The 422-nt window shown below is 57.3% G+C and carries 1 rRNA gene; it reads right to left on the bottom strand.

The window, feature by feature from the left end:
* Positions 1-422 (bottom strand): 23S ribosomal RNA (locus tag AB0C16_RS40725); the annotation flags it as partial.

Here is a 422-nt window from a genome sequence, read left to right as displayed (position 1 = left end):
CCCTCAACTCCGAAGAGATCGGGCCGGCTTCACGGACTTAGCATCGCCTGATTCAGTACTGGGCGTTTCAAAGCGGGTACCGGAATATCAACCGGTTGTCCATCGACTACGCCTGTCGGCCTCGCCTTAGGTCCCGACTTACCCTGGGCAGATCAGCTTGACCCAGGAACCCTTAGTCAATCGGCGCACACGTTTCTCACGTGTGTATCGCTACTCATGCCTGCATTCTCACTCGTGAACCGTCCACAACTCGCTTCCGCGGCTGCTTCACCCGGCACACGACGCTCCCCTACCCATCCACACAGGCGTTGGCCCTTAATGTGTGAATGACACGACTTCGGCGGTACGCTTGAGCCCCGCTACATTGTCGGCGCGGAATCACTTGACCAGTGAGCTATTACGCACTCTTTCAAGGATGGCTG

The sequence above is a fragment of the Nonomuraea sp. NPDC048916 genome, assembly GCF_040649575.1.
Taxonomy (GTDB): Bacteria; Actinomycetota; Actinomycetes; order Streptosporangiales; family Streptosporangiaceae; genus Nonomuraea.
Note: the sequence above shows the minus strand (reverse complement) of the source record. Positions and strands in the feature narration are given on the sequence as shown.